At 73.9% G+C, this 22706-nt stretch carries 8 protein-coding genes and 2 pseudogenes; 6 read left to right on the top strand and 4 right to left on the bottom strand.

Features of this window, described 5'->3' with window-relative positions:
- Nucleotides 1-7: 7 nt before the first annotated feature.
- The 3 genes from CFP65_RS29120 to CFP65_RS29110 all read left to right on the top strand — a co-directional run bounded on the left by CFP65_RS29120 (nt 8) and on the right by CFP65_RS29110 (nt 3342).
- Entirely contained in the window at nt 8-244 is a 237-nt protein-coding gene (locus tag CFP65_RS29120; RefSeq protein WP_104818976.1) for a hypothetical protein, read from the top strand.
- Between the two features lie 238 nt (nt 245-482).
- Nucleotides 483-2603, top strand: coding sequence for an alpha-galactosidase (locus CFP65_RS29115; RefSeq protein WP_158702409.1), 2121 nt, complete (start codon nt 483-485; stop codon nt 2601-2603).
- A 109-nt stretch (nt 2604-2712) separates the two neighbouring features.
- Nucleotides 2713-3342, top strand: a complete 630-nt coding sequence (locus tag CFP65_RS29110; protein WP_104818974.1) for an alpha-ketoglutarate-dependent dioxygenase AlkB — start codon at nt 2713-2715, stop codon at nt 3340-3342.
- Nucleotides 3343-3387: 45 nt separating this feature from the next.
- On the opposite strand, the gene CFP65_RS29105 is transcribed toward CFP65_RS29110, so the two are convergent.
- Complete coding sequence (locus tag CFP65_RS29105; RefSeq protein ID WP_104818973.1) at nt 3388-3891, bottom strand: flavin reductase family protein; 504 nt, start codon at nt 3889-3891, stop codon at nt 3388-3390.
- Between the two features lie 187 nt (nt 3892-4078).
- Between CFP65_RS29105 and CFP65_RS29100 the strand changes: the two genes are divergently transcribed.
- The 3 genes from CFP65_RS29100 to CFP65_RS29090 all read left to right on the top strand — a co-directional run bounded on the left by CFP65_RS29100 (nt 4079) and on the right by CFP65_RS29090 (nt 5598).
- Nucleotides 4079-4366: a WhiB family transcriptional regulator gene (locus CFP65_RS29100; protein WP_104818972.1), complete on the top strand. Its 288-nt coding sequence runs from the start codon at nt 4079-4081 to the stop codon at nt 4364-4366.
- Nucleotides 4367-4468: 102 nt separating this feature from the next.
- Entirely contained in the window at nt 4469-5146 is a 678-nt protein-coding gene (locus CFP65_RS29095) for a 4'-phosphopantetheinyl transferase (protein ID WP_104818971.1), read from the top strand.
- A 158-nt stretch (nt 5147-5304) separates the two neighbouring features.
- On the top strand, nt 5305-5598 hold the full coding sequence (locus tag CFP65_RS29090) for a helix-turn-helix domain-containing protein (protein WP_104818970.1): 294 nt from the start codon (nt 5305-5307) through the stop codon (nt 5596-5598).
- Between the two features lie 40 nt (nt 5599-5638).
- Here CFP65_RS29090 and CFP65_RS42625 read toward each other — a convergent pair.
- From CFP65_RS42625 to CFP65_RS29080, 3 genes and pseudogenes are all read right to left on the bottom strand, one after another.
- Nucleotides 5639-6673, bottom strand: a pseudogene (locus CFP65_RS42625) (thioester reductase domain-containing protein); the annotation flags it as partial.
- A gap of 144 nt (nt 6674-6817) precedes the next feature.
- Nucleotides 6818-12067, bottom strand: a pseudogene (locus CFP65_RS29085) (type I polyketide synthase); the annotation flags it as partial.
- A 140-nt stretch (nt 12068-12207) separates the two neighbouring features.
- Nucleotides 12208-22665, bottom strand: coding sequence for a type I polyketide synthase (locus tag CFP65_RS29080; protein WP_104818968.1), 10458 nt, complete (start codon nt 22663-22665; stop codon nt 12208-12210).
- Nucleotides 22666-22706: the final 41 nt, after the last annotated feature.

Raw genomic sequence — 22706 nt, 5'->3', positions numbered from 1 at the left:
CTGCTCAGTGACTGCCGTACGACACTTCGGACATGAGGTTCAGGTTTCAAACTTCTCGCCGATCGACTCCGACGAGCTCATTGTCGAGTTCCGCACCAGGAACGACCAGGGCGCGATCGTCGAGATCCTCGAGGTATTTCGCCACGAGGGGTCGGACGAGCTCTTCATCCGGCTGATCGATGAGACGGTGAGCGCCGATCTGATGAAGTGGGCCATCGAGGAGGCCACGCGCAGGCTCGCCTGACCGAGCTGCCGAACGCCGGGTGTGCCGCTCCCGCAGGAGTGGTGCACCCGGCTTTTCGCGTTCATGGGCGGGGTTCACGCGTCTGCCGGAGCGGCGTCACCCGGGGATCACCTGACGATCGCTTCTGTTCACTCTTGTTCACTTCTGATGTGTGCAATATCGTATGGCACCACCCCCCACCACCCTGGTGCCGCACGAGCCGCAGCGTGCCCCACCAGGCCCCCACGTTGGAGCCGCCATGCACATCCCTGTCCGCAGACGCCTCACCGGCGCCCTCGCCACCCTGGCGCTCGCCGCCTCCGGCCTCGGGGCGCTCAGCCTCGGCACGGCCGCCCCCGCCGTTGCCCTCGGCAACGGCAATGCGCTGACCCCGCCGATGGGTTGGAACTCCTGGAACAGCCTGGGCACCCAGGTGAACCAGCAGCAGGTCAAGCAGACCATCGACTTCATGTCGGCCAACGGCCTGGTGCAGGCCGGCTACAACACCGTGACCATCGACGACGGCTGGTCGAACCGCCACCGCGACGGCCAGACCGCGGACTTCGCCAAGACCTCCGACGGCGCGATGCAGCTGTACGACAACAACGGCAACCCGGTCTCCGGCACGGACGGCAACGGCAACGACACCACCAGCGGCCACCTCACCCCGGACCCGCGCAACTTCCCGAGCCAGGTGGTCAACGGGCAGACGCTGAACGGGATCCAGTACCTGGCCTGGTACGCCCACAGCAAGGGCATGAAGTTCGGTCTGTACGCCACCGACACGTACACCACCTGCCAGGGGCACCCCGGGAGCCTCGGCCACGAAGCCACCGACGCCACGGACTTCGTGAACTGGGGCATCGACTTCGTGAAGTACGACGACTGTCCGTACGGGCCGACCATCTACGGGCCGGACGGCTACGCGTACTACCCGCAGGGGCAGGGCAAGGAGCTCACCCAGTCCATCTACGCCCGCACCCAGGCCTTCCAGCGGGCGCTGGACGCGGCCACCAACGCGCAGGGCAAGCCGAAGGTGACGCTCAGCCTGTCGGCGCAGCCGGCCCACACCGGCATCCCGTACCTGCTGAACGCCAACGACCCGGCCCGCACCGACCCGGCGATCCTCGCGGCGGGGCCGACCCCGGCGCACCAGGCCCCGGGCTACTCCCCCACCGGGGTGTGGTGCGGGCAGGTCGCCAACCTGTGCCGGATCGGCGGCGACCGCAACAGCCAGCTGGACGGCGTGCTCTACAACGGGCAGCTGCAGACCGCGCTCAAGTACCCGGGCAACGTGCACCCGGGCAGCTGGAACGACCTGGACATGATGTTCGCCGGCTGGCAGGACATCAACGGCGTCTGGGGCGTCACCGACACCTACCCGGGCAACAAGCCGTTCACCGACGACGAGTCGCGCACCGAGCTGTCGATCCTGTCGATGATGGCCGCCCCGCTGATCTCCGGCGCCGACCTGCGGGCCAACGCCGACGCCCAGCACAGCGCGAACGGCTACACCTGGTCGACCGGGATCACCTCCTCGGCGCTGGCCATCATGAAGAACCCCGACGTGATCGCCATCGACCAGGACTCGCTGGCCAAGCCGGCCACCCTGGTCGGCACCATGCCGAACTACCCGGCCTCGCAGACCGCCCCGGTGATCCTCAAGCGCACCCTGGCCAACGGTGACCTCGCCGTCGCCCTGGTCAACCAGGACCCCAACAACTGGGCCATGCCCAGCGCGACCTTCGCCCAGCTCGGCCTGACCGGCTCCTCGTACTCCTACCGGGACGTCTGGACCGGCTCCACCGGCACGGTCTCCGGCACCGTCGGCGGCAGCTGGATACCGGCCCACGGCACCACCCTGCTCCGGATCACCGGCGCCGGCGCCACCTCGGGCGGCGGCATCGGCGGCAACACCGGCCCCGCCCAGCCGAGCATCGTCGGCGACGGCAAGTACCACGCGATCAGCGCGGGCGGCACCGGCGGCCAGGCACTGGAGATCCAGGGCGGCTGCTACGCCAACGTCGGCGGCAACTCCGACATCAACGCCTACCAGTCCGGCAACGCCGCCCAGCAGTGGCTGTTCGGCTCGAACTCCGACGGCACCGTGACGATCAGCTCCAACTGCTACACCTCGGCCCAGAGCCACACCGTGCTCGCCGCCGGCGGCGGCGTCGGCACGGCCTACCTGCTCAACCCCTCCGCCAACAACCCCTGGCAGAAGTGGAAGGTCGCCCAGACCTCCACCGGCGCCCTCACCATCACCAACGTCGGCAACGGCCTCACCCTGGACGTCTCCGGCCCCGGCGCGGGCTCCACCGGCATGACCAACCCGGCCGGCTCCTCGGCCGCCGGCCAGAGCTGGACCGTCATCTCCTGATCCACCCCTCCCCCGGAGCCCTCCGCGCCCTCCCCCGGCCGGAGGGCTCCGCCATGCCCGGACGGGATTCGACTCGAACTAGTATTCGAACAAGGCCTATGGTGGAGCCATGGACTACCAGCTGCAAGGCTCCCTGTTCGGGTCGGCCGAGGAGATCGGGCTCGGGCCGCTGGCGGCGGTGCGGCGCACGGTGCTGGGCGAGGGCGCCTGGATCGACCTGCGGCCCGGCTGGCTGCACGGGGCCGACGCGGTGTTCGAACGGCTGCTGCAGGAGGTGCCCTGGCGGGCCGAGCGGCGGGAGATGTACGACCGGGTGGTGGACGTGCCCCGCCTGCTCGCCCACTACCGCGAGGGCGCCGAACTGCCGGACCTGGTGCTCGACCGGGCCCGGGACGCGCTCAGCGCGCACTACGCCGAGGAGCTCGGCGAGCCCTTCGCCACCGCCGGCCTCTGCTACTACCGCGACGGCCGGGACAGCGTGGCCTGGCACGGCGACCGGCACGGCCGGGGCAACCAGCGGGACACCATGGTCGCCATCCTCTCGGTCGGCGCACCCCGCCCCCTGCTGCTCCGCCCGCGCACCGGCGGCCACCCGCCCGTCCGCCACCCCCTGGGCCACGGCGACCTGCTCGTGATGGGCGGCTCCTGCCAACGCACCTGGGACCACGCCGTCCCCAAGACCACCCGCCCCACCGGCCCCCGGATCAGCATCCAGTTCCGCCCCCGGGGCGTGAGCTGAGACCGGCGCCCACGGTCAGGCCGGGGCCGACACCGGCGCCCGCGGTCAGGCCGGATGGCCGGCCCGGATGTCCCGGACCTCCCGGAAGGACATCGGCCGGGCCCGCGGCCCACGCCCCGCCGCCACCGGCGCGAGCCGGAAACCGACGTGGTCTCCGCCGTCCGACCGCCCCACCACCCGACCGACGAACCAGGCCGGCGCGGCCCGGAGCAGCACCGCACCGGCGGGTCCGGCGTCCCAGTCGACCGCCGCGAACTTGTCGACCTCCTCGCCCGTGCGGCCGCCGAACAGCTCCGCCAGGCCGTGGTCGGGCGGCAGCAGGTGGACCGCCAGGTGGTCCGCGTCCCGGGCGACCCGGTACGTCCGGTTGGCCGTGGAGAGCCAGACCATGAAGCGCGGCGGCGAGATCGAACACTGACTCGCGAAGCCGACCAGACACCCCGCCCGAGCCCCGGCGGCGGCGGCCGTCACCACGTACACCGGGTAGTCGAGCAGATCGGTGAACGCGTCGAACCCCTTGCCAGGCTCTTCTTCCGACCTCGTCCCCATCGCCGCTCCTCCGTCCCTCTGTCGCACGGCCGCACCCGCCCACCAGCAGATCACCGGCCGGCCGGTACCGCGAGCGCGGCGGCCCGGCGCAGCTGCCGACCGGACGAGGCGCCGACTGAGCCGTTTGGGGCGGACGAACCGGGACAGACGAGGTCCAGGCCGGCTACCCAGACGCGGAGGACCACCCGTGGCACACACCCCACACGCCCCTCACCCGACCGAGGTCGACGACTTCCCCGCCCGTCAGCAGCTGCACGGGGCCTGCGGCCGGACCGCCGACCGGGCCGCCTGGCTCGAACAGCGCGAGACGGCGGCGAAGGCGGTCTGCGGGCACTGCACCGTCCGGGTCGAGTGCCGGCGCTACGCCCTCACCACTCGCGAGCCGTACGGGGTATGGGGCGGCCTGACCGAGATCGAACGCCACCGCCTGCTCGCCGACGGCCTCCGGCGGCCGGAGTCGGTCCACCGAGGCTGAAGGCCGAGCCGGTCGGCCGAGGACCGGCGTCGGGCGCCGGGCGCTTCGGTAGGGTGTCGGAGTGACCACGAACGGCTTACCCGACGCCGGGCCCGGCAGCGCATGATCGAACGGATCGTCGACCCCGCGCTGGTGGCCGCGGCGAGCAGCACCGCGGACAGCCCGGTCCAGGACCTGCACCCCGCCGAACGCGCCCGGATCGCCCGGTCGGTGGCCGCGCGGCAGGCCGAGTACGCGACGACGCGGGCCTGCGCCCGGCGGGCGATGGCGCAGCTGGGGGTGGCGGCCGGGCCGGTGCTCACCGGCGAGCACGGCGAACCCCGGTGGCCGGTCGGGCTGGTGGGCAGCCTGACCCACTGCGCGGGGTACCGCGCCGCAGCGGTCGGCCGGGCCGAGGACCTGCTCGCGATCGGCATCGACGCCGAGCCGAACGGCGCCCTGAAGGACGGGGTACTCGAGGCGGTCTCGCTGCCCGCCGAGCGGGAGTGGATCCGCCGGCTGAGCGGCCCGTACCCCGGCGTGGCCTGGGACCGGCTGCTGTTCAGCGCCAAGGAGGCGGTCTACAAGGCCTGGTACCCGCTGACGCACCGTCGGCTGGAGTTCGACCAGGCGCTGATCACGGTGGACCGGGTGCGCGGCACCTTCGAGGCCCGCCTGCTCGTCCCGGGCCCGGAGGTGGACGGGACGGGGCTCACCGTGCTGCCCGGCCGCTGGCTGGCCGGGGCCGGACTGGTCGTCACCTCGGTGGTCCTCCCACGAACGAGTCTTCCGCCGCAGTGAGGCGGGCACTTTCGCAACATCGCTCGTCGACGAACGGGCTGGGCTAGGCTGGAGCACGCACCGTAACTGGGCCGGTCGGTTTCCCGGACCGGCGAGATGGCAGGGGTGGAGCTGTGAGCGTTCGGGCGAGACCGACACACTGTGGTCTGGACTCCGCGATGGAAGTCATCAGCGGCAAGTGGAAGGTGCTGGTCCTCTGGGCGCTGCGCGACCAGGCCCGGCGGTTCGGCGACCTCCGGCGGCAGGTCCCCGGCGTCAGCGAGAAGGTGCTGATCCAGCAGCTGCGCGAGCTGGAGGCGGACGGGATCGTGCTGCGCGAGACGTACGACGAGGCTCCGCTGCGGGTGGAGTACTCGCTGACCGAGGACGGCCTGGCACTGGAGCTGGCGCTCCGTCCGCTCGGTGCCTGGGGCCGGGGGCGGCTGCCCGTGCAGGCCTCCGACGCCTCCTGACGCGGACGGGGGAGGGGCGGCCGCCCCTCCCCCGTTCGGCTCAGCCCTCCGACGGCCCGGCCGGCGGGAAGTACCCCGCCTCGGTGAAGAACCGGACGTGCCGGTCGAAGAGTTCGACCCCCGCCTCCGGGCACTCGACCCCGCTGCCGACCAGTGCCTTCCTGGTCTCGGTGTCGTCGATCGCCGGGTAGAAGGTCTCCGGGCTCGCCGCCATGTACTCGAAGGCGTCGAACAGCGGGACCATCGCGTTTTCCGGGTCGGCGAGGACCCGCTCGCGCCAGGTGTCCCAGTCCAGCTCGTCCAGCCGGTAGCCGAAGGCCCGCAGCCGGTCCGCCATCGCGGTGAAGCCCAGCCCGCTGTTGTTGCAGACGTGGAAGGTGCCGCCGGCGGCCTCCGGATTGCGGGAGACGGTCAGGATCGCGGCGCTGGCGTAGTCCACCGGCGTCAGGTGGAAGTCGACCGCCAGGCCGGCCGGGACGGCCCGGGCCTGGAGCAGGCCCTTGAGGCTGAGCCAGACGAAGTCCCTGGTCTGGCAGGCGCCGTGGCGCTGATCGCCCGCGATCAGGTCGACCCGGTAGACCGAGACCGGCAGGCCGCGCTCGCGCGCGAGGCCGATGAGCTCCTCGGCCACCCACTTGCTCTGGGTGTACCCCGTCGGCAGCGTCTCGCCCGGGCCGGTCGGGTCGCCCACCCGAAGCGGGGCGCCGGCGCTCTCCCGGCCGACGAAGACGCCGAGGGTGGAGACGTGGTGCACCGGCACCGTGCGGTGCCGGGCCGCCAGCCGCAGGATCTCCTCGGTGCCGAGCACGTTGGCGGGCTTGAGCATCGCGTACGGCTGCACCCAGTTGACCGTCGCCCCCGGGTGGTAGACCGCGTCCACGCTCCGGGCGAGCGCGTCGAACTCCGCCGGGTCCAGGCCCAGTCCGGGCAGGCCGAGGTCGCCGACCAGCACCTCCACCCGGCCGAAGTCCACCTCCTCGGCCAGCCGGTACCAGGCCAGGCTCGCCCGGAGCCGGGCCGTCGCCTCGGCCCGGTCCGCACCGCGCACCAGGCAGTGCACCCGGGCCCGGGTGGTGCGCAGCAGGTCACGGAGCAGGAAGGCCCCGAGGAAGCCGGTGGCCCCGGTGAGCAGCACCTCGGCCGGGTCCTCGACGGTGCGCAGCACCTCGGCGGCTGGCCGGATGTCCTCGGCCAGCCGGAGCTCGGCCCGGAAGTCCGGCAGCGGCGCTCCCTGCTCCACCACCGGTGCGGAGCCCACCAGTTCGGGCCGCAGGTGCTCGGCCAGGCCGTTCAGCGTGGGGTGGTCGAAGACCAGCGTGGTGGGCAGCCGCAGACCGGTCAACTGGGCGATCCGGTTGCGGAGTTCGACGGCCGTCAGCGAATCGAAGCCGAGCTCGCCGAACGGCTGGTCCGGATCCAGGGTGTCCGGCGCGGGGTGGCCGAGCACCGCGCCCGCCTCGGCCCGCAGCAGCGCGACCAGCCGCTGGTGCTGCTCGGCCTCGGTCAGCCCGGCCAGGTCCACGGCGACGGCCGGGCCGCCCGCCTCGTTCCGGGCCGTCGGCCTGGCCGGCCGCCGGACCAGGCCGGCCAGTACCGCCGGGGCCGGGCGGGGCTGCTCGCGCAGCGCCGCGAGGTCCAGCGGGGCGGCCACCGCGTGCGCCCGGTCCAGGCCGAGGGCCAGGTCGAGCATCGCCGGGCCCTGCGCGGAGGCGATCGGCGGGTACCCGGCCCGGGCGATGCGGTCCAGGTCGGCCTGGTCGAGGTGCTCGCCCATGCTGCCGGTCTGTGCCCACAGACCCCAGGAGACCGAGGTGGCGGGCAGCCCGAGACCGGCCCGGTGCTCGGCCAGCGCGTCCAGGAAGGTGTTGGCCGCGGCGTAGTTGGACTGCCCGGCGCCACCGATCACCCCGGCCAGTGAGGAGAACAGCACGAAGGCGGAGAGGTCGAGGTGCCGGGTCAGCTCGTGCAGGTGCCAGGCGGCGTCCACCTTGGGGCGCAGCACCGCGCTCAGCCGCTCCGGCGTCAGGCGGTCGATCAGCCCGTCGTCGGAGACACCGGCCGCGTGCACCACCCCGGTCAGCGGCCGGTCGGCCGGGATGCCCTCGAGCAGCGCGGCCAGCGCCGTCCGGTCGGCGGTGTCGCAGGCCGCCACCGTCACCTCGGCGCCCAACTCGGCCAGTTCGGCCGTCAACTCGGCCGCACCGGGCGCCCGTTCGCCCCGGCGGCTGGTGAGCAGCAGATGCCGCACCCCGTGCTCGACCACCAGGTGCCGGGCGAACAGCCCGCCGAGCGTACCGGTACCACCGGTGATCAGCACCGTCCCGTCCGTCCGCCACTCCCCGGACGGCCTTCCGGCCCCGACCGCCGGAGCCCGCCGCAGCCGGGGCCGGAAGGCCCCGCCGCCGCGCAGCACGACCTGCGGCTCCCCGGCTCCCACCACCGAAGCGAGCGCGGCGCGCTCCTGATCGGGCCCCGCCCCCACCGGGTCGAGGTCGACCAGGACCACCCGCCCGGGCTGCTCGGACTGCGCCGAGCGCAGCAGCCCCCAGACGGTGGCAGCGGCCGGGTCGTTGACGTTCTCGCCGACGGCGCCCCGGGTGGCGACAAGCAACTCGGTGTCGGCCAACTCCTCCCCGGCGAGCCAGGCTTGGAGGATCGCCAGGAGGCGCCGGGCGCCTCGGTGCGCGGACTCGACCACCTCCGCACCCGGGTCGGTCTGGTAGCGGACCACCACGGCGTCGAGCCGCTCGCCGCCGCGGACTGCCGCCGCGAGCGAGGCCAGCTCGGCCGCCGAGGTGAGCTCGGCCAGCCGGGGCTGCTCGATCGGGGCGTCCAGCGCGATCGGCTCCCAGGCGGTCTGGAAGACGTCGTCGCGGGCGGCCGGCGCCGCGGGTCCGCCCGTGCGGAGCCGCAGTCCGTCGACGGCGGCCACCGGCCGACCGCTCCGGTCGGCCAGGTGGAGCGTGCGGCTCCCGTCCGGGGCGGTGGTGCTGCGGGCGCGCAACGCGGTGGCCCCGGTGGCGTACAGCCGGGTCCGGCCCCAGGCCAGGGCGGCGCCGAGCGCCGAGCCGCCTGAGCGGGAGCTGCCGACAGGCGAGCCCGAATGGAGCGAACCGTCGATGGGCGAGCCCGCGTCGAGCGAACCCCCGACGGGCGTGCCCGCGTGGAGCGTACCGTCGACGGGGGCGGCCGCCTGCACGGCGCGCAGGGCCGCGTCCAGCAGCACCGGGTGCAGCCCGAACCCGGCTGCCTCCGCCCGGAGTTGCTCGGGCAGCTCCAGCTCGGCGTACAGCTCCTCGCCCCGGCGCCACAACGCGGTCACCCCGGGCCCGGGGTCGGCCGGCTCGACCGGTTCGGCCCCCGTGGGTGGCCAGTCGGTCAGCTCGAAGGGGGCGCCGGGGCCGCGGACCGCGAGGGTGCCCCGGGCGTGTTCGGTCCAGCTGCCCTCGCCCTGGTCGGGGCGGGCGTGGACGGTGAGTGCGCGGCGGCCGTCCGGGGCCGGGGCACCGGCCTTGAGCTGGAGCTGCAGGCCGCCGGCCGGCCGCAGGCGCAGCGGGCGGTGCACGGTCAGGGCGTCCAGGACGGTGCTGCCGCACTCGTCACCCGCCCGCAGCGCCAGCTCCACCAGTACCGCGGACGGGACCTCGGCGGCAGCCCCCAGCCAGGGGTGGGTGTGGGCGGCGAGCCGGGTGGTGAAGAGCAGCTCCTCGGACCCGGCCAGCGGTACGGCGGCACCGAGCAGCGGGTGCCCGGTCGGGTCGAGGCCGAGCCCGGCGGCGTCCACGGTGGCCGAGCCGGGCGCGAACCAGTACCGCTCGTGCTGGAAGGCGTAGGTGGGCAGTTCGGTCCGCCGGGCATCCAGCCCGGCGAAAGGCGCGGCCCAGTCGATCGCCACCCCCCGGACGTGCAGCTCGCCGAGCGAGGCGAGGAAGCGGTCGAGGCCGCCCTCCTCCCGCCGCAGGGTGCCGGTGACCACGGCCTCCTCGGCGATCTCCTGGAGCGCCGAGGAGAGCACCGGGTGCGGGCTGATCTCCACGAAGACCCGGTGGCCCTGCTCGGCCAGCGCGCGGATCGCCTGCTCGAACTCGACCGGCCGGCGCAGGTTGGAGTACCAGTACGCCGGGTCGAGCGCGTCCCCGGCCACCCAGTCGCAGGTGACGGTGGAGAAGAAGGGGACGGCCCCAGCCTGCGGACGGATCGGGGCCAGCGCCGCGAGCAGCTCGTCCCGGACGGGCTCCACTTGGGGGGAGTGCGAGGCGAAGTCGGTGTCGAAACGGCGGATCCGGGCGCCGTCCGCCTTGCACTCCTCGAGGAACTCCCCGAGCAGCTCGCGGTCACCCGCGACCAGCACCGAGCTCGGGCCGTTGACCACGGCGACGGAGAGCTCGCCGCCCCACCGCTCCAGCCGCCGCTCGACCTCGGCCCGGGGCAGCGCGACCGCGCCCATCCCGCCCGTGCCCTGGAGCGAGAGGGCCAGCCGGCTGCGCTGGGTGACCACCCGGGCGGCGTCCTCCAGCGAGAGCGCGCCGGCCACGCAGGCGGCGGCCACCTCGCCCTGCGAGTGGCCGACCACGGCGGCCGGCTCCACTCCGTGGGCGCGCCAGAGCTCGGCGAGCGCGACCATCACGGCGAACAGCACCGGCTGGACGACGTCGAGCCGCTCGATCGAGGGCGCGCCCTCGCGCCGCCGCAGCACCTCGGTCGGCGACCAGTCCAGGTAGGGGCTCAACGCCCGCTCGCACTCGGCGATCCACGCCGCGAACACCGGTGACTCGTCCAGCAGCCGTTCGGCCATCGCGGGCCACTGGCTGCCCTGCCCGGGGAAGACGAAGACCGTGCGGCCCACCTCCCCGGCCCGGCCCTGCACCACCCCGGCCTCGGGCGCGCCCTCGGCCAGCCCGGCCAGCAGCTCGCGCAGGCCCGCCGTGTCCCGGGCGGTCAGCACGGCCCGGTGCTCCAGCGCCGTCCGGGTCGTGGCGAGCGACAGCGCCAGATCGGCCGGGCGGGCGCCGGGGGTGCGGTCGAGGAAGGCCGCGAGCCGCCCGGCCTGGGCCCGGAGCGCCGGCTCCGTCCGGCCGGAGAGCAGGAACGGCAGCAACTCCCCTCCCGGCACCGCCTCTTCGAGCTCCTCCGCAGGCGGCTGCTCCAGGATGACGTGGGCGTTGGTGCCGCTGGCGCCGAAGGCGGAGACCGCCGCCCGGCGCGGGGCGCCGGTCTCGGGCCAGGGACGGGCCTCGGTCAGCAGCCGGAGGTCACCGGCCGACCAGTCGACCAGCGGGCTGGGCTCGTCCAGGTTGATCATCCGGGGCAGCACCCCGTGGTGCATCGCCTGGATCATCTTGATCACCCCGCCGACCCCGGCCGCCGCCTGCGCGTGGCCGATGTTCGACTTCACCGAGCCCACCCAGACCGGCCGGCCCGCAGGCCGCCCCTGGCCGTAGGTGGCCAGCAGCGCCTGGGCCTCGATCGGGTCACCCAGCCGGGTGCCGGTGCCGTGCGCCTCCACCACGTCCACATCGGCCGTGGTGAGCTTGGCGGCGGCCAGCGCCGCGCGGATCACCCGCTCCTGCGAGGGCCCGTTCGGCGCGGTCAGGCCGTTCGAGGCACCGTCCTGGTTGACCGCCGTCCCCCGCACCAGCGCCAGCACCCGGTGGCCGTTGCGCCGCGCGTCGGCCAGCTTCTCCACCACCAGCACGCCGACCCCCTCGGACCAGCCGATGCCGTCCGCCGCCGCCGCGAAGGGCTTGCACCGGCCGTCCGGGGCGAGTGCCCGCTGCCGGGCGCCGTCCAGGTAGCCGCCGGGGTGGGCCGAGACGTAACTGGCCCCGGCCAGCGCCAGCGAGGACTCGCCCGAGCGCAGCGACTGGACGGCCAGGTGCAGGGCGACCAGCGAGGAGGAGCAGGCCGTGTCCACCGAGACCGACGGGCCCTCCAGGCCGAGGGTGTACGAGATCCGGCCGCTCGCCATGCTGCTGAGCTTGCTGGTCATCTGGTAGCCCTCGAACTCCGGCGGGCTGTCCAGATCGAGGTAGCTCTGCTCGACCAGCCCGGCGAAGACCCCGGTGTCGGTGCCCTTGAGCGCGGCCGGGTCGATCCCGGCCTGTTCCAGCGCCTCCCAGGCCGTCTCGAGCAGCACCCGCTGCTGCGGGTCCATGGCCAGCGCCTCGCGCGGCGAGATGCCGAAGAAGGCGGCGTCGAACTCGCCGGCCCCGGCCAGGAACCCGCCCTGCTTGATGTAGGTCTTGCCGGGCTTGGCCGGGTCCGGGTCGTACAGCCCGGCCAGGTCCCAGCCCCGGTCGGTCGGGAAGTCGGTGATCGCGTCGCCCTCGGCCAGCACCAGCTCCCAGAGCTCCGCCGCCGAGGCGGCGCCCGGGTAGCGGCAGGCCATCCCGACGATCGCCACCGGCTCCTCCCGCCCGGCCTCCAGATCCGCGACCCGGCTGCGGGCCCGCTGGAGGTCGGCGGTCACCCGCTTCAGGTACTCGACCAGCTTCTCTTCGTTCGACATGGGGGTTCCGCTCGACATGGTGGTTCCGCTTCTTCCAGGGCCCGTCCGACCGGGCAGTCCGACAGGGCAGTCCGACAGGGCGGGGCGGTTGATCGGGGCGGTCAGCCCGCGGAGTGACCGAACTCGGTGTCGATCAGGGCGAAGATGTCGTCCGCCGTTGCTCCTTCGAGCCGGCTCGCGAAGTCGGGGCCGGTGGCCGCCGGATCCTCGGCCGAGCCCGACTCGGTGAGCCGCGACAGGATGGTCCGCAGCCGGGCGAGCACGGCCGACCGGTCCACCGCCGCCGGCGCGGCAGTGGCCAACGCGGCCTCCAGGTCGTCCAGTTCGGCGAGCACCGGCTGCCGCTCGGCCCTGCCGGCCTGCTCGGCCAGCAGCCGCAGCAGGTGCTCGGTCAGCGCGGCCGGGCTCGGGTGGTCGAAGACCACGGTGGCGGGCAGCCGGATGCCGGTGGCCGCATTGAGCCGGTTGCGCAGGTCCACACCGGTCAGCGAGTCGAACCCGAGCTCCTGGAACGAGCGGTCGGCCCCGACCGCACCGGCCCCGGCGTGCCCGAGCACGGTGGCCACCACCCCACGGACCACGGCCAGCACGGCCTCGGCCCGCTCCGCCTCGCCGAGCCCGGCCAGCCGGGCGGCCAACGACTCGGCCGGGGCCGCACCGGCCGTCCGCCGCGCGCGGCCCGCCACCAGGCCGCGCAGCAGCGGGCTGAGCTCCTCGCCCGTCCGCTCGGCGAGCGCCGTCGCATCGAGCGGCACGGCCAGCACCGCCGCACTCTCCAGCCCGAGGGCGGCGTCGAACCAGGCCGTACCCCGCTCGGGCGTGACCTCGCCGAACCCCTCCCGGGCCACCCGCAGCCGGTCGGCCGCGCCGAGCCCCGCGTTCAGGCCCGCTCGGAGGCCGCCGCCGGCCGGCCCGGAGGCCGCTGCGGCCCAGAGGCCCCAGCCGAGCGAGGTGGCCGGCAGGCCGAGGGCCCGGCGGTGCTGGGCGAGCCCGTCCAGGAAGGCGTTCGCCGCCGCGTAGTTGGCCTGCCCCGGGCTGCCGAGCACCCCGGCTGCCGAGGAGAACAGCACGAAGGCGGCAAGGTCAAGACCCTGGGTCAGCTCGTGCAGGTGCCAGGCCGCATCGGCCTTGGTCCGCAGCACGGCCGCCAGCCGGTCGGGCGAGAGCCCGGCGACCAGCGCGTTGTCCAGGCTGCCGGCCGCATGCACCACCGCGGCCAGCGGGCGCTCGGCCGGGATCCCGGCCAGCAGCTCCGCGAGCGCGGCCCGGCTCGCCACCTCGCACCGGGCGAACGTGACGCTCACCGCGCCGAGCCCGGCCAGCTCGGCGGCCAACTCCGCTGCTCCGGGGGCCTCTTCACCCCGACGGCCGGCCAGCAGCAGGTGCCGGGCACCGTGCCGGGTGACCAGGTGCCGGGCGAACAGCGCGCCGAGCATCCCGGTGCCGCCGGTGATCAGCACGGTGCCCTCGGCGAGACCCGCCAGCCGCTCGCCCGGGCCGCCCGCCAACCGCTCCAGCCGGGGCAGGTGCACCGCACCGGCCCGGAACGCCACCTGCTCCTCGCCCGAGGCCACCACGGCCGAGAGCACCGCCGGGTCGAGCCCGGCCGCGTCCGCCGCATCGACCAGCAGGATCCGCCCAGGCGCCTCCGACTGCGCCGACCGCAGCAGCCCCCAGAGGGCGGCCAGGCCGGGATCCACCGACTCCTCGACGCCGACGGCCACCGCCCCCTCCGTGACCAGCACCAGCCGCGTCCCGGCCAGCCGCTCCTCCGCCAGCCACTGCTGCACCAGCGCCAGGGCCGCCGCAGTCGCCCGGTGCGCCGTCCCGAGCACGTCGCCCGGGCAGCGCTCGGGCGCCACCAGCACCGCGTCCACCCGCCGACCGCCCGCCACCGCGGCAGCCACCGCCGCGAGGTCGGCGTACTCCTCCCCGAGCTGCGCGGGAGCACCGGCCAGCCGACCCCAGCCGATCGGGGTGGCGGGCGGCGGGAGCAGGGTCGGCGTCCAGTCGACCCGCAGCAGCGGCTCGGGCCCCGGCAGGAACACGCTGTCGGCCAGCTCCCGGTACTCGACCGACTCCACCTCGGCGATCACCCGGCCGCTCTCGTCGAGGAGTTGCACGGCGACTGCCGAGGGGCCGACCCGGACCGACCGCGCTTCGGTGGCCGTGCCCCCGGGGACGTACAGGCGGACGCCACGCCACTCCGCCGGCACCGAGGTGGCACCGGCCGCCGGCCCCGGCGTGACCAGGCCCGACAGCGCAGCCTCCCACAGCTCCGGGTGCAGGCCGTACCGCGCGCCGTCCACCTGGTACTCCTCCGGCAGGACGAGCGGGGTCGCCGCCCCGGCCGCCGCCTCGCCGCCGATCGCCGCGCCGTCGCTCAGCCACCCCTCCGCGTGCAGAGTCCACGCGGCGTGCTCGTCCGGACGGGAGTGCAGGAGGAGGCGCCGCCGGCCGGCCGGATCCGTCGCGCCGACCTTGAGCTGGAGCTGCACCCCGCCGGTCTCCGGCAGGACGAGCGGCGCCCGCAGGCTCAGCTCCTCCAGCGTCGTACTGCCGACCTCCGCCCCGGCCCGCAGCGCGAGCTCGACCAGTGCCGAGACCGGCACCACCACCGCTCCGAGCACGGCCCGGTCCGCCAGCCAGGGGTGCCGCGTCGCCGAGAGCCGGCTGGTGAACAGGACCTCGTCCAGCCCCGCGACCACCACCCCGGCCCCCAGCAGCGGATGCCCGGTCGGCCGCAGCCCCAGCTCGGCGGCGTCGGCACCCGCCCCGCCGCCCCCGGTCGAGGCCAGCCAGTACCGCCGCCGCTGGAAGGCGTAGGTGGGCAGCTCGATCCGCCGAGCTCCGGTGCCGGCGAAGTACGCCGCCCAGTCCACCGGTACGCCCCGCGCGTGCAGTTGGGCCACCGCACCGACGGCCGTCACCACCTCCGCCCGGTCCCGGCGGAGCAGGGCCACGGCCGCCGTGTCCGATCCGTCCAGCACCTCCTGCGCCAACCCGGCGAGCACCGCGTCGGGGCCGAGCTCCAGCAGCACCGTCACCCCCTGCTCGGACAGGGTCTGCACGGCGTCGGCGAACCTTACGGGCAGCCGCACTTGGCGCACCCAGTAGTCGGCGGACCGGAGCTGGTCGGGGTCCGCCAGGCGACCCGTCAGGGTCGAGACGATCGGGATCCACGGACGCCGGAACTCCAACCCCGCGATGGCCCGGCCGAATTCGGCGAGCATCCCGTCCATGTGCGCGGAGTGGAAAGCATGACTGACCGTCAACTCCTTGGTGCGTCGACCCTCGAAGCGCTCGGCGACCTGCATGACGGCATCCCGGTCACCCGAGAGCACGACCGCCTGCGGACCGTTCACCGCCGCCACCGAGACTCCCGCGATCAGCGCCGGCAGCACCTCCTCTTCCGAGGCCTGCACGGCCACCATCGCCCCACCGGTGGGCAGCGCCTGCATCAACCGGGCCCGCGCACCGACCAGCACAGCGGCATCCGCCAGCGACAGCACGCCGGCGACATGCGCGGCGGCCACCTCACCGATGGAATGTCCCAGCAGGTAGTCCGGCCGCACCCCCCAGGACTCCAGCAGCCGGAAGAGCGCCACCTCCACCGCGAACAGGGCGGGTTGAGCGAAGCCGGTCAGATCCAGCCCCTCCCCCGAGGTGATAACCTCCCGCAACGGGCGCGCCAACTGCCCGTCCAGCTCGGCGCACACGGCATCGAGGGCCGCCGCGAACACCGGGAACTCCGCGCACAACTCCAGGCCCATGCCGACCCGCTGCGCCCCCTGGCCGGTGAACAGGAAGCCGAGCGCCCCCGGGGCCGCGGCCGTCACCGACCCGCCGCCGGCCGCCTCCCGCAACCGCTCCAGCAGCTCGGCCCGATCACCGCCGACCAGCACCGCACGGTGCTCCAGCGCCGCCCGGCCCGTCGCCAGCGAGAAGCCCACGTCCAAGTCTGCCGCACCCTCGGCCACCGGCAGCAGCGCCCGCGCCTGCGCGGCCACCGCCTCCGCCGAACGCCCCGACACCACCCACGGCACCACCGACGGCGCCCTCCCTGACACCAACTCGGCCTCAGCCGAGGGTGCTTGCTCGACGATCACATGCGCATTGGTGCCGCTGATGCCGAAGGAGGAGACGCCTGCCCGCCGAGGGCCGTCGCCCGCCGGCCACTCGCGCGCCTCGGTGAGCAGGGACACCGCCCCGGCGTTCCAGTCCACGTGCGGCGACGGCTCCTCCGCGTGCAAGGTGCGCGGCAGCACACCGTGCCGCATCGCCTGCACCATCTTGATCACCCCGCCGACCCCGGCCGCCGCCTGGCTGTGCCCGATGTTCGACTTCAACGACCCGAGCCAGAGCGGCCGTTCGGCCGGGCGGTCCTGACCGTAGGTGGCCAGCAGCGCCTGGGCCTCGATCGGATCACCCAGCCGGGTGCCGGTGCCATGCGCCTCCACCACGTCCACCTCGGCCGTGGTGAGCTCGGCGGCGGCCAGCGCCGCACGGATCACCCGCTCCTGCGAGGGCCCGTTCGGCGCGGTCAGGCCGTTCGACGCACCGTCCTGGTTGACCGCCGTCCCCCGCACCACCGCCAGCACCCGGTGACCGAGTCGCTGCGCGTCCGAGAGCCGCTCCACCAGCAGCAGACCGACCCCCTCACTCCACCCCGTCCCGTCGGCCTGCGCCGAGAACGATCGGCACCGGCCGTCCGCCGAGAGGCCACGCTGACGGGAGAACTCCACGAACGCCTGCGGCGAGGACATCACGGTCACCCCGCCGGCCAGCGCCAGATCGCACTCACCCTGCCGGAGGGCCTGCGCCGCCAGGTGCAGCGCCACCAGCGAGGAGGAACACGCCGTGTCCACCGTGACCGCCGGGCCCTCCAAGCCGAGCGTGTAGGAGACCCGACCGGAGGCGACACTGCCGGCGTTGCCCCCGGCCAGGTAGCCCTCCAGCTCGTCCGGGACATGCTGCGCCGAGGAGCCGTAGTCGTGGTACATCACGCCGGCGTACACCCCGGTCCGACTGCCCCGCAGCCCGGTCGGGTCGAGGCCGGCGCTCTCCACCGCCTCCCAGGCGGTCTCCAGCAGCAGCCGCTGCTGCGGATCGGTGGCCAGTGCCTCGCGCGGGGACATCCCGAAGAACTCCGCGTCGAAGCCGTCGGCCTCGTGCAGGAACCCGCCCGAGCGGGTGTAGCTGTGCCCGACCCGTTCGGGGTCCGGATCGTAGAGCCCTTCCAGATCCCACCCGCGGTTGTCGGGGAAGCCGCCGACGGCGTCGGTGCCGGTCTCGACCAGCCGCCACAGGTCCTCCGGCGAACGCACCCCACCCGGGTACCGGCAGGCCATGCCGACGATCGCGATCGGCTCGTCGGCCACGCCGCGAGCCTCGATCCGGTGGCCACTCACCGGTGTCGAGGTGAGAGCAGCCTCCAAGTGAGCCACCAGGGCGGCCGGGGAGGGATGGTCGAAGGTGAGCGTGGCGGGCAGCTTGAGACCGGTGGCCGCGTTGATCCGGTTGCGGAGTTCGACGGCGGTGAGCGAGTCGAAGCCCATCTCCTGGAAGGCCCGCTCGGCCACCACCGCGCTCCGGTCGGCATGCCCGAGGACAGCGGCGACCTCGCCACGGACGAGGTCGAGCAGCGCCTGCTTCCGGCCGGCCGGCGAGAGCGCCGCCAGCTGCTCGGCCAGCCCGGAGGCGGCCCCGTGGTCGACCACCCGCCGCCGGGCGGCAGGCACCAACCCCCGGAGCATCGGCGGCACTTCGGCTCCCGGCGCACGCAGCGCCGCCGTGTCCACCCCCGTCAGCGCGAGCACCGGCTCGTCCGTGCTCAGCGCGGCATCGAAGAGCGCGAGCGCGTCCCCGGTGCTCAGCGGACGCAGCCCCAACCGGGTCATCCGCTTACGGTCGATCTCGGCGAGCCCGCCGCTCAGCGCACTGGTCTCCTCCCAGAGGCCCCAAGCCAGCGAGACCCCCGGCAGACCCAACGCCCGACGATGCCGCGCCAACGCATCCAAGTGCGCGTTCCCCGCCGCATAGTTGGCCTGCCCACCCGTCCCCAACAGACCCGCCACCGACGAATACAACACGAACGCCGACAACTCCGACCCACGCGTCAGCTCATGCAGGTTCCACGCCGCCACCGCCTTCGGCCGCAACACCGCCGCCAACCGCTCACCGGTCAGCGCCGACACCAGCCCGTCATCCACCACACCCGCCGTATGCACCACCGCCGACACCGCATACTCCGCCAACACCGACCGCAACGCCTCACGATCAGCCACATCACACGCCGCCCACACCACCTCCGCCCCCAACCCCGCCAACTCCGCACCCAACTCAGCCGCCCCCGGCGCACCCCCACCCCGACGACTCACCAACAACAACCGCCGCACCCCATGCCCCACCACCAGATGCCGCGCCAACACCCCACCCAACACACCCGAAGCACCCGTCACCAACACCCACCCCGAACCCCAACCAGGGCCCCCGGCAACGGAATCGACCTCAGCCCGCACCAACCGAGGCACCGAGACCACACCATCGCGCACCCTCACCTCCGACTCACCGGAGGCCAACACCGCACCCAGCAAAGCCTCGTAACCATCAGCCCCGCCGGCGTCCACCAGGACGAACCGGCCCGGGTGCTCCGTCTGCGCCGAACGCACCAGACCCCACACGGCCGCCAACCCCAGATCCGCGCCATCACCGACCAGCACCAGACGCGAACCCTCCCACCGCGCCTCAGCCAACCAGCCCTGCACCAACTCCAGGACGTTCAGAGTCACTTCACCGACCACACCACCCGACACCAACGGCACCACCACCACCGAAGGCACCACACCACCCACCAACAGCCCACCCAGCTCGGCCACCGAAGCCCCCGCACCGAGCACCACCCAACTGGCCGCCTCCGGCCCACTGTCGGGTGCGGGCTGGTCGATCCAGTGGATACCGAACAGCCCGTCCACGGCCCCTCGGTCGGCCGCGCGGAGCGCCTCCGCCGACAGCGGCCGCAACAGGAGCGAATCCACCTCGACGACCGGCGCGCCCGAACCGTCGAATGCCGCGAGCGACACCGTGTCGGCCCCCAGCGAGCGGAGCTTGACCCGCAGGGTCGAGGCGCCCGTCGCCGCGACGCGGACCCCGGACCAGGCGAACGGGAACCCGGTCTGCCCGACCTCGTCCGCTACACCGGGGAGCAAGGCGTGCAGCGCGGCGTCCAGCAGTGCGGGATGCAGCACATACCGCCCCGCCTCACCCCGCACCCCCTCCGGCAACACCACCTCCGCGAACACCTCACCAGAACCCCGCCACACCCGACTCAACCCACGAAACGCCGGACCATACCCGTACCCACCCTCCGCCAACCGCCCGTACACACCACCCAGATCAACCTCCACCGCCCCCACCGGCGGCCACACCCCCACACCACCCACATCGACCGAACCGACCGACCCACCCACACCCACCACACCCGAGGCATGCAACACCCACGCCCCACCACCCTCAGACCGCGCAAAAACCTCCACCCCACGCGAACCACCCACACCCACCGCACCCACCACCACCTGCACCGACACCCCACCACGCACCCCCAACACCAAAGGCGCGCCCAACACCAACTCCTCCACCACCCCACAACCAACCCACTCACCCACACCCGACAACAACTCCACGAACACCGAACCCGGCACCACCACCGACCCCAACACCACATGCTCACCAAGCCACGGATGCGTGCGAGTCGACAGCCTGGTACTGAACAGCAGCCCGGTGTCACCGGCCGGCTCCACAACCGCACCGAGCAGCGGGTGCCCGGTCGGTGTCAGCCCGAAGGCCATCATGTCCCCGGCCTCGGCGGTCGGCGTGAGCCAGAAGCTGCGGTGCTGGAAGGCATAGGTGGGCAGCTCGATCCGCCGGGCCCCGGTGCCGGCGAAGTACGCCGCCCAGTCCACCGGTACGCCCCGCGCGTGCAGCCGGGCCACCGCGCCGACGAGGGTCGCCACCTCCGGGTGGCCAACCCGCAGCGCAGGCGTGGACAGGGTGTCGGCCGAGTCCTCGACGGCAACGGCCGCCATGCCCGCAGCCACCGCGTCGGGGCCGAGCTCCAGGAACGTCCTCACGCCTTGATCGGAGAGCGTTCGAACGGCGTCGAAGAACCTGACGGGCAACCGGACTTGGCGCACCCAGTAGTCGGCGGACCGGAGCTGGTCGGGGTCCGCCAGGCGGCCCGTCAGGGTCGAGACGATCGGGATCCGGGGCCGCCCGAACTCCAACCCCGCGATGGCCCGGCCGAATTCGGCCAGCATCCCGTCCATGTGCACCGAATGGAAGGCATGACTGACCGCCAGCTCCTTGGTGCGTCGGCCCTTCGTCGCGAACTGCTCCGCGACCTGCATGACGGCATCCCGGTCACCCGAGAGCACCACCGCCTGCGGACCGTTCACCGCCGCCACCGAAACTCCCGCGATCAGCGCCGGCAGCACCTCATCCTCCGAAGCCTGCACCGCCACCATCACCCCACCAGCGGGGAGCGCCTGCATCAACCGGGCCCGCGCACCGACCAGCACAGCGGCATCCGCCAGCGACAGCACGCCGGCGACATGCGCGGCGGCCACCTCGCCGATGGAATGGCCCAGCAGGTAGTCCGGCCGCACCCCCCAGGACTCCACCAGCCGGAAGAGCGCCACCTCCACCGCGAACAGGGCGGGTTGAGCGTACCCGGTCTGCTCCAGCCCCTCCCCCGAAGCGATCACCTCCCGCAACGGGCGCGCCAACTGACCGTCCAGCTCGGCGCACACGGCATCGAAGGCCGCCGCGAACACCGGGAACTCACCGCACAACTCCAAGCCCATGCCGACCCGCTGCGCCCCCTGTCCCGTGAACAGGAAACCCAGCCCACCGCCGGCCGTGGGCGTCGCGGGCCCGCCGTCGGCCACCTCCCGCAACCTGCAGAGCAGTTGCTCGCGATCCTCCCCCACCAGCACCGCACGGTGCTCCATCGCCGCCCGGCCCGTCGCCAGCGAGAAGCCCATGTCCAGCACCGAGGCGCCCTCCGCCACCGGCAGCAGCGCCCGCGCCTGCGCGGCCACCGCCTCCGCCGAACGCCCCGACACCACCCACGGCACCACCGAGGGTGCGTTACCTGCCTCCAACTCGGCTTCCGTCGGCGGTGCTTGCTCAACGATGACGTGTGCGTTCGTCCCGCCGAACCCGAAGGAGGACACCCCGGCCCGGCGCGGTGCGCCGGTCTCCGGCCACGCCCGCTGCTCCGTCAGCAACGCCACTGCGCCCGACTCCCAGTCCACGTGCGGCGACGGCTCCTCCGCGTGCAAGGTGCGCGGCAGCACACCGTGCCGCATCGCCTGCACCATCTTGATCACCCCGCCGACCCCGGCCGCCGCCTGACTGTGCCCGATATTCGACTTCAACGACCCGAGCCAGAGCGGCCGTTCGGCCGGACGGTCCTGACCGTAGGTGGCCAGCAGCGCCTGGGCCTCGATCGGATCACCCAGCCGGGTGCCGGTGCCATGCGCCTCCACCACGTCCACCTCGGCCGTGGTGAGCTCGGCGGCGGCCAGCGCCGCGCGAATCACCCGCTCCTGCGAGGGCCCGTTCGGCGCGGTCAACCCGTTCGACGCACCGTCCTGGTTGACCGCCGTCCCCCGCACCACCGCCAGCACCCGATGACCGTTCCGCCGCGCGTCGGAGAGCCGCTCCACCAGCAGCAGACCGACCCCCTCACTCCACCCCGTCCCGTCCGCCGACGCGGAGAACGACTTGCACCGACCGTCCGCCGACAGCCCACGGAGCCGGGAGAACTCGAGGAAGGCGACCGGCGTGGACATCACCGTCACACCACCGGCCAGTGCCAGATCGCACTCACCGCGCCGAAGTGCCTGCGCCGCCAGGTGCAGCGCCACCAGCGAGGAGGAGCAGGCCGTGTCCACCGAGACGGCCGGGCCCTCCAACCCGTAGGTGTAGGAGAGCCGGCCGGCCGCGATGCTGCCCGCGCTGCCGCTGAACAGGTAGCCCTCGAACCCGTCCGAGGGGAGGCCGGGCCGGGATCCGTACTCGCCGTACATGAGGCCGGTGTAGACGCCGGTCCGACTGCCCCGGAGCGCGTCCGGGTCGAGGCCGGCGCTCTCGAAGGTCTCCCAGGCCGTCTCCAGCAGCAGCCGCTGCTGCGGATCGGCGGCCAGCGCCTCGCGCGGAGACATCCCGAAGAACTCCGCATCGAAGCCGTCGGCCTCGTGCAGGAACCCGCCCGAGTGGGTGTAACTGTGCCCGACCCGATCCGGATCCGGGTCGTAAAGACCCTCCAGATCCCAACCCCGGTTCTCCGGGAAGCCGCCGACCGCGTCCGTCCCGGTCTCGACCAGCCGCCACAGGTCCTCCGGCGAACGCACCCCGCCCGGGTACCGGCAGGCCATGCCGACGATCGCGATCGGCTCGTGCTCGCGGTCCTCCACCTCGCGTAGGCGCCTGCGCGCCTCGCGAGCGTCGGTGATGGCGCGCTTGAGGTATTCGCGAAGTTGCGCTTCGTCAGCCACGTGATCTCAGCTCCGGTCGAGGTGAAGAAAGGGAACGTACG

The organism is Kitasatospora sp. MMS16-BH015 (assembly GCF_002943525.1).
Classification (GTDB): domain Bacteria; phylum Actinomycetota; class Actinomycetes; order Streptomycetales; family Streptomycetaceae; genus Kitasatospora.
This window is presented reverse-complemented; position numbering and strand designations above follow the sequence as displayed.

What these genes read in the sequence shown, in the direction of transcription:
- CFP65_RS29115 (WP_158702409.1), top strand. Translation starts at nt 483, where the DNA reads ATGCACATCCCTGTCCGCAGACGCCTCACCGGCGCCCTCGCCACCCTG.
- CFP65_RS29110 (WP_104818974.1), top strand. Translation starts at nt 2,713, where the DNA reads ATGGACTACCAGCTGCAAGGCTCCCTGTTCGGGTCGGCCGAGGAGATC.
- CFP65_RS29105 (WP_104818973.1), bottom strand. Translation starts at nt 3,891, where the DNA reads ATGGGGACGAGGTCGGAAGAAGAGCCTGGCAAGGGGTTCGACGCGTTC.
- CFP65_RS29095 (WP_104818971.1), top strand. Translation starts at nt 4,469, where the DNA reads ATGATCGAACGGATCGTCGACCCCGCGCTGGTGGCCGCGGCGAGCAGC.
- CFP65_RS29090 (WP_104818970.1), top strand. Translation starts at nt 5,305, where the DNA reads ATGGAAGTCATCAGCGGCAAGTGGAAGGTGCTGGTCCTCTGGGCGCTG.